Origin of the sequence: Synechococcus sp. R6-7 (assembly GCF_047461695.1) — a bacterium.
Classification (GTDB): Bacteria; Cyanobacteriota; Cyanobacteriia; order Thermostichales; family Thermostichaceae; genus Thermostichus.
This window is the reverse complement of sequence record NZ_JANSHS010000483.1, coordinates 1-5438: the sequence shown is the minus strand read 5'-3', so window position 1 is coordinate 5438 and position 5438 is coordinate 1. Positions and strand designations below refer to the sequence as shown.

Here is a 5438-nt window from a genome sequence, read left to right as displayed (position 1 = left end):
TTTTGGATCCCAGCTTCCCTGCCCCCGGGGATCTGCAGCGGTTCCGGCTGCAATACCGCCGCCGTGAGGGGAAAGAGTCCCTGGAAGATGAAGAGGTGCGGGGATTTCAGGCCTTTTTGCGGGCCATCCAGATGGCCATCCTGCGCATTGCCACAGGCGAAACCCCCTCCGCCACGCCAGAAGAAGGAGCGCGTCAGATCGCCATTTTGCAGTTCATTCAGCGGCTGTTTCAGTGGAACAGTGCCGACATCCAATTCGAGCGGGGGGAAGACTGGCGTCGCCGCGGCAACCTGACGGAAGCCCTGGCCGCCTACGACCGGGCTCTGAACATGGATCCCAACTTCGCCCTGGCTTGGAGCCGCCGTGGGGATGTGCTGGTGCAGCTGGCCCGCTACCGCGAGGCGGTGGACAGCTACAACGGATCCCTGAGCATCAACCCCTACGACGAAGAAACCCGGCTGCGCCTGGCCCTGATTCTGGGGCGCCTGGGGCAGTACAAGTCGGCGGTGGTTAACTACGACAAGGTGCTGGAGAGCAACCCGGAAGATGCTCTGGCCTGGCACAATCGCGGCATCCGCCTGCTGCAACTGAAGCGGTCGAAGCTGGCCCTGAACAGCCTGAACAAGGCGCTGCGCTACAACCCCAAACAGCCCCGCACCTGGCTGGCGCGTGGGATCGTGTTGCGACGGCTGCGGCGGCCCAGCTCGGCAGCGGCTAGTTTTGCGCGGGTTTTGAAGCTCAACCCCAGAAGTGCGCGGGTTTGGCGCTACCAAGGCAATGCCCTCTTCCACTGCCACCGGCTGCGCTCGGCTGTCGAGTGTTACAAGCGCTCGCTGCGGCTGCGTCGCCGGGATCCCATCACCCTGCACAACTTGGGGGTGGCCCTGCTGCGCTTGGGGCAGTATCGGCTGGCCAGCAAGGCTCTAGAACGCGCCCTGCGCTACGATGCCGACAACTTCAAAAGCTGGTACGCCCGCGGCGTGGCCTTCCAGAAATTGGGCTACCTGAAAGAAGCCTGTATCCACTTCGAGGAAGCCCTCAAGATCAAGCCGGAGCACTTTCCAGCCCGCTATGCCTTGGCGGTAGCTCAGCAGGAGCTGGGGCAATATGAGGCCAGCCTACGGCATTTCCAGCGCTTGGTGCAGCAGCGTCCCGGCAGTTCTGCCTGCTGGTTTGGCCAGATCACCGGCCTGCGGCGCCTGGGCCGGCTGGAAGAAGCCCGTGCCGCCTGCCAGCAGATGATCCACCTCAACGAACGGGATCCCTGGGGCTGGTTTGCCCTGGGGTTGATCTACAGCGAGCTGAGGGATCCCGAACAAGCTGTGCAAGCCTACTCGCGGGTTTTGCAGCTCACCCCAGAAGATGCTGTGGCCCTCAACAACCGCGCCTGGGAAGCCTTGAAATTGGGGAAGCTGGAACCTGCCCTGGCAGACGCCCAACAGGCCACGCACCTGGATCCCCAGCGGCCCGCCTTTTGGCATACCCTGGGGCTGATTCAACTGCGGGCCGGCCAGCGAGCAGCCGCCCAAGCCAGCTTGCAGCGCTGTCTGGAGCTGGATCCGCAATTTCAGCCGGCCCAAGCCGCCCTGCAGGACTTGGCCCAGGAAGACTCGGCCTCGCCGGCGGGAACAGCTCTGCCGGATTTGGAAACCCTCACTCCCCAGTCGGAGCCGCAGCCAGTTGACCCCAACCCCTAGCAGGATCCCCTGGGCTTTCAGACCCCAAGGACAATGCCTGCAGCACGCCGACGGGAGCAGAACATGCCACACTGGATCCCACCCCCCAGGACCGACACGCATGGATCCCTATCTGATCCCTGTCAAGCTTCCCCACAGCTCCTACGATATTCTCCTCCAGTCTGCCGAAGGCCCCCCTGGCCACAGCCTCATCCAGCTGGGATCCCAAATGCGAGCTAGAGGGCTTTCCGGCAGGGCTCTGGTGGTGAGCCATCCCGGCATTGCCAAACACTTTGCCGAGAAGTTGCTGCAGGGGCTGCAACAAGCGGGGTTTGCCGCCCACCTGTGCCTATTGCCTGCCGGCGAACGCTACAAAACCCTGCGCTCGGTGGCCAAGATCTACGACGCCGCCCTAGCCTTTGGCCTGGAGCGCTCCTCCACCTTGGTGGCTCTAGGAGGGGGGGTCATTGGCGACATAGTGGGGTTTGCCGCCGCCACTTGGCTGCGCGGGATCCCTTTTGTGCAGGTGCCCACCTCACTTTTGGCCATGGTGGATGCGGCCATTGGCGGCAAGACCGGCGTCAACCATCCTGGTGGGAAAAATCTCATTGGGGCCTTCTACCAGCCGCGCCTGGTGTGGATTGATCCAACGGTGTTGCAGACCCTGCCCCGGCGGGAGTTTACCTCTGCCCTGGCCGAAGTGATCAAATACGGTGTCATCCAGGCCGCCGACCTGTTTGAGTTTCTGGAAAAGCAGCCCAGGCTAGGCCGCTACACCGATTTTGCCCCCTCAGACTTGCACTATCTGCTGCGGCGCTGTGCCGAGTGCAAAGCCTGGGTGGTGCAGCAGGACGAGAAAGAAGCGGGCCTGCGGGCCATCCTCAACTACGGCCACACCCTCGGCCATGCCCTAGAAGCTGCCACCGGCTACCGCCGCTATCTGCACGGAGAAGCTGTCGCCATCGGCATGGTGGCTGCCGGGGAGATCGCCCGCCGCCTGGGTTGGTGGAGCGCCGCCGAGGCGGAGCGGCAACGACGCCTGATCGAGAAAGCAGGATTGCCCAGCCGGTGGCCTGCCGGGATCCCTTGGGAGGCAGTGCTGCAGGCAATGCAGGCCGACAAGAAAGTCAAACAGGGGCGGATTCGCTTCGTTCTGCCCCGCCGCATCGGCCAGGCCGAGCTGACCGATCAAGTCGAGCTGGCAGAGGTGCAGGCTGCTTTGGCTTCGATTACAGCCACCTCTGGAACCCTAGAATTAGGAAAACCTAAGGACAAGAAAGCATGGCACGGCAACAACGGGTAGCCATCTTGGGGGCCACAGGAGCAGTAGGGACGGAGCTGCTGACGCTATTGGAAGAGCGCCACTTTCCTGTAGCCGACCTCAAGCTTTTGGCCTCTCCCCGCTCTGCAGGCACTTATTTGACCTTCAAGGGGGAACGGATCCCGGTGGAACCAGTTTCAGAAGCGGCTTTCCGGGGCCTGGATCTGGTGCTGGCCTCTGCCGGAGCAAGTGTTTCCAAAGCCTGGGCCAGAACCATCGTCGAGGCGGGGGCGGTGCTGATTGACAACTCCAGCGCCTTTCGCCTGGATCCCGAGGTGCCTTTGGTGGTGCCGGAAGTGAACCCTCAGGATGCCTTTCGCCACCAGGGCATCATCGCCAATCCCAACTGCACCACCATCCTAATGTGCGTGGCCATCTACCCCCTGCATCGCCACATCCCCCTGCGCCGCGTGGTGGCCGCCACCTATCAATCGGCCAGTGGGGCCGGGGCCCGCGCCATGGTGGAGCTGCAAGAGCAAACCCGCGCCTACCTCCAGGGGCAGCCGTTGCAGCCCCAGGTGTTCCCTTACCCCATTGCCTTCAACCTCTTCCTCCACAACAGCCCCCTGCAAGAGAACGGCTACTGCCAGGAAGAGATGAAAATGGTCAACGAATCCCGCAAGATTATGGGATCCCCCAACCTGCGGCTGACAGCTACCTGTGTGCGGGTGCCGGTGCTGCGTACCCACGCCGAGGCCCTCAACCTGGAGTTTGAACAGCCCTTCCCTGTGGAAAAAGCCCGGCAAATCCTGGCCCAGGCCCCTGGGGTGGTGCTCATTGAAGATTGGCAGCAGAACCGCTTTCCCATGCCCATCGACGTGGCCGGCAAGGATGAAGTGGCGGTGGGCCGCATCCGCCAGGACATCTCCGAGCCCAAGGCCCTGGAGCTGTGGCTGTGCGGGGATCAGATCCGCAAAGGAGCAGCCCTCAACGCCGTTCAAATTGCCGAGCTGCTTTTGAAGGACTAATTCACCACAACCGTCCAGGTTACCGGTCCTGCTGTGGCAGGGGCGGCCTGAGCGTTGGTCAATGTTACTGGGGAGTTGGGGTAGGTGTAGGTGCCGGGTGAGGTCAGAGGTCCCGTTTGGACAGGGATGGTCACTGTGCAGGTTGCGCCGACAGCCACTTGTCCTCCGGTGAATTGAATGGTGTTCCCACCCACCGACGCTGTGAGGGTAGCTCCAGCACCACAGGAAGCAGGTAAGGGAGGAGGTGCACCAGGCCCTACGGTTAAAGGCGGCGCTCCCGGCAAGGTGTGGTTAAAGGCCAAGCCCGTCAATGGAATGGCAGCGTTGTTGGTTATTGTAAACGTCAGAGTTCCATTCCCGGTAACGGGAGCTGGGCCGATTGGGCCAAGCGGGTTGGGAGCAAAGGCCATGGTAAAGGTGGGAGCTGGCACCGTTACCGTTAAGTTGATAGCCGCAGCGGTGGCATTAGGCGCTTGGTTGCTGCTCAGGGTTACCGCGGGGCTGGTCAGGGATCCCGCTGTCGTGGCTGTAACCTAAAGATCCAGGCTGATGGTGCAGCTAGCGTTGGCTGCCAATGAGCCGTTGACCAACGAGATGGAAGGGGTCGCTGGTATCACCGTCCCCCCACAGCCATTGTTCAGGTTGTTGGGATTGGCAACGATCAAGCCGGCAGGCAGGGGATCGGAAAAGGCTAGACCCGTCAGCGGCAGAGCGGCTGTGTTGGTGATCGTGTAGGTCAGAGTTGTTTTGGCAGTAGGGCCGGCAGCTACCGAGGTGGGGCTAAATGCCTTGGTAAAAGTCGGGGCACCCGGTGTGGGCGTAGGTGTCGGGGTTGGGGTGGGTGTTGGAGTTGGGGTCGGTGTGAGTGTCGGTGTAGGTGTCGGAGTTGGAGTCGGTGTAGGTGTAGGCACTGTCGTCCCACCGCTTCCGCCGTCACCGCAGCCGGTCAGCCCCAGACAGGCCGCTCCTAGACTCAAGGCCACAAGAGAGAGTTGTAACTGCTTTTTTCTTCATCGCTCTCTCACTCCTCGTCACTATCGGACTTGACTTTAGTTTTTATCGACCTGTCTTGCTGCAGTGTACTCCAGTCCAATTGCTGTTCAGGACGCTTCTGCGCCGAGGCAATTTACAATTATTGTAATAAACCTTGGCTTAGCTGGCAAACTCCAACTAGGGAATAGCTCCTTCAGACTTGCTCTTAGGTACCTTGCTTGTAAGCACAAAATCTGGCGCTCCAAGCCAACTTTCAGAACCTCGCCTATGCCGCTCGAGCCAGCAATGTTCACACAACGTTGGAAAGGGAGGAGAATTGAGAAGCATTCGGCCTTTGTGGAGAGGGGCTTGTGCATCCAATTGGGATGGGATCCCTGGCTAGCTTTATCGCCGGCTTGGCAACCGGGTTAGGGGCCTTGCCCGCTCTGTTTCTCCCCTCGCTCTCGGAAAGGGCGCAAGGGATCCTGCTGGGGTTTGGGG

At 61.4% G+C, this 5438-nt stretch carries 6 protein-coding genes; 4 read left to right on the top strand and 2 right to left on the bottom strand.

Features of this window, described 5'->3' with window-relative positions:
• The 3 genes from NW815_RS13120 to NW815_RS13110 all read left to right on the top strand — a co-directional run.
• Positions 1-1697 (top strand): tetratricopeptide repeat protein (locus NW815_RS13120; RefSeq protein WP_414416099.1); only part of this gene is annotated, 1697 nt, incomplete at its 5' end.
• Between the two features lie 100 nt (positions 1698-1797).
• Positions 1798-2979 (top strand): 3-dehydroquinate synthase, encoded by a 1182-nt coding sequence (aroB, locus tag NW815_RS13115; protein ID WP_414390359.1) that lies wholly within the window; start codon positions 1798-1800, stop codon positions 2977-2979.
• Complete coding sequence (locus NW815_RS13110) at positions 2958-3965, top strand: aspartate-semialdehyde dehydrogenase (RefSeq protein WP_414390360.1); 1008 nt, start codon at positions 2958-2960, stop codon at positions 3963-3965. Before aroB ends, NW815_RS13110 begins: the two co-directional genes overlap by 22 nt.
• Here the strand turns inward: NW815_RS13110 and NW815_RS13105 are convergent.
• Complete coding sequence (locus NW815_RS13105) at positions 3962-4375, bottom strand: hypothetical protein (protein ID WP_414390363.1); 414 nt, start codon at positions 4373-4375, stop codon at positions 3962-3964. The two genes, NW815_RS13110 and NW815_RS13105, sit on opposite strands and share 4 nt — an antisense overlap.
• Between NW815_RS13105 and NW815_RS13100 the strand changes: the two genes are divergently transcribed.
• A complete protein-coding gene (locus tag NW815_RS13100; RefSeq protein ID WP_414390366.1) occupies positions 4374-4502 on the top strand; it encodes a hypothetical protein in 129 nt (42 codons plus the stop codon). The two genes, NW815_RS13105 and NW815_RS13100, sit on opposite strands and share 2 nt — an antisense overlap.
• On the opposite strand, the gene NW815_RS13095 is transcribed toward NW815_RS13100, so the two are convergent.
• The gene (locus NW815_RS13095) at positions 4499-4948 is read right to left on the bottom strand and encodes a hypothetical protein (protein WP_414390368.1); all 450 of its coding nucleotides are present in this window, start codon (positions 4946-4948) and stop codon (positions 4499-4501) included. The two genes, NW815_RS13100 and NW815_RS13095, sit on opposite strands and share 4 nt — an antisense overlap.
• Positions 4949-5438: the final 490 nt, after the last annotated feature.

Bases quoted from the DNA above. Each gene is read 5' to 3' on its own strand.
- aroB (WP_414390359.1), top strand. From the start codon at position 1,798: ATGGATCCCTATCTGATCCCTGTCAAGCTTCCCCACAGCTCCTACGAT.
- NW815_RS13110 (WP_414390360.1), top strand. From the start codon at position 2,958: ATGGCACGGCAACAACGGGTAGCCATCTTGGGGGCCACAGGAGCAGTA.
- NW815_RS13100 (WP_414390366.1), top strand. From the start codon at position 4,374: ATGGTAAAGGTGGGAGCTGGCACCGTTACCGTTAAGTTGATAGCCGCA.
- NW815_RS13105 (WP_414390363.1), bottom strand. From the start codon at position 4,375: ATGGCCTTTGCTCCCAACCCGCTTGGCCCAATCGGCCCAGCTCCCGTT.